At 49.4% G+C, this 1849-nt stretch carries 1 rRNA gene; it reads left to right on the top strand.

The features are described from left to right. Positions 1 to 103: 103 nt before the first annotated feature. Positions 104 to 1849 (top strand): 23S ribosomal RNA (locus BLQ17_RS21995); the annotation flags it as partial.

Genomic DNA, 1849 nt, shown 5'->3' with positions numbered 1-1849 from the left:
TGGTATTTTTGCATGGTACACCGGTCGTTGGGCCACCGTACCGAGGATGCGGATACCGAAAGGTTACAGTAGTTGAGATCTTAAAAGTTTAATCAAGTTTTATGGATAAGCTATTAAGGGCTAACGGCGGATGCCTTGGCATCGGAAGGCGATGAAGGACGTGGCAAGCTGCGATAAGCTTCGGGGAGTTGTTAACAGGCTTTGATCCGGAGATTTCCGAATGGGGGAACCCGGCGGGAGTTATATCCCGTCATTTCTGTCTGAATACATAGGGCAGAAAAGCGAACGCGGGGAATTGAAACATCTAAGTACCCGCAGGAAAAGAAATCAATAGAGATTCCGTAAGTAGCGGCGAGCGAACGCGGAGCAGCCCAACTTAGCGACATGGATCGATAATGCATAGTGGAACAGTATGGAAAGGCTGACCACAGACGGTGATAGTCCGGTACACGAAATGCATTTCGACCTAGCTAGAAAGAGTACCACGGGACACGTGAAACCCTGTGGGAATACGGGAGGACCATCTTCCAAGGCTAAATACTAACCGATGACCGATAGTGGACAAGTACCGTGAGGGAAAGGTGAAAAGAACGGGGGAACCCGAGTGAAATAGAAACTGAAACCGTTAGCTTACAAGCAGTGGGAGCACTATGTGCATGCACAGTGTGACCGCGTGCCTTTTGCATAATGAGTCAACGACTTACCCTATGCAGCAAGGTTAAGCCGCAAGGTGTAGCCGCAGCGAAAGCGAGTCTTAAATGGGCGAATGAGTTGTATGGGGTAGACCCGAAGCCGGGTGATCTATCCATGGCCAGGGTGAAGTCTCGGTAACACGAGATGGAGGCCCGAACCGATATAGGTTGAAAACTGTTCGGATGAGCTGTGGATAGGAGTGAAAGGCTAATCAAACTCGGTGATAGCTGGTTTTCTCCGAAATATATTTAGGTATAGCCTCACATGTTGACTGACGGAGGTAGAGCACTGACAAGGCTAGGGGTCCCACCGGATTACCAACCCTTTTCAAACTCCGAATACCGTCAAGTTCTAGTGTGGGAGTCAGACTACGGGAGATAAGTTCCGTGGTCGAGAGGGAAAGAACCCAGACCGTCAGCTAAGGTCCCAAAATCTATGCTAAGTGGAAAAGGATGTGGAATTGCAGATACAACCAGGAGGTTGGCTTAGAAGCAGCAACCCTTTAAAGAAAGCGTAATAGCTCACTGGTCTAGTGATACCGCGCCGAAAATTTAACGGGGCTAAGCATAGTACCGAAGCTACGGATCGAAATTTATTTCGATGGTAGGAGAACATTGTGGCCGCCTGAGAAGGTACACCGTAAGGAGTGCTGGAGGTTCCACAAGAGCTTATGTTGACACGAGTAGCGAAAAAGGGGGCGAGAAACCCCCTCGCCGAAAGCCTCAGGTTTCCTGTAGTCAAGTTAATCTGCTCAGGGTTAGTCGGCTCCTAAGGCGAGGCCGAGAGGCGTAGTCGATGGGAAACAGGTTAATATTCCTGTACCACTTCCATAATGTTATGGTAAGGGGGGACGGAGAAGGTAAGGCCATCCGGGCGGTGGTAGTCCCGGTTTAAGCGTGTAGGTGTGAGACTTTGGCAAATCCGGGTCTCTTTAACACTGAGGCGTGATGACGATGTCTTTTAGACAATAAAGTGGCTGGTTCCATGCTTCCAGGAAAATCCTCGTATCTAGTTATGGATGTGACCGTACCGCAAACCGACACAGGTAGGCAGGTAGAAGATACCAAGGCGCTTGAGAGAACTCTGGTTAAGGAACTCGGCAAAATAGCACCGTAACTTCGGGAGAAGGTGTGCCTGCATGGTGAAGTTATTTACT

The sequence above is a fragment of the Desulforhopalus singaporensis genome (assembly GCF_900104445.1).
GTDB classification, from domain to species: Bacteria; Desulfobacterota; Desulfobulbia; order Desulfobulbales; family Desulfocapsaceae; genus Desulforhopalus_A; species Desulforhopalus_A singaporensis.
Note: the sequence above shows the minus strand (reverse complement) of the source record. Positions and strands in the feature narration are given on the sequence as shown.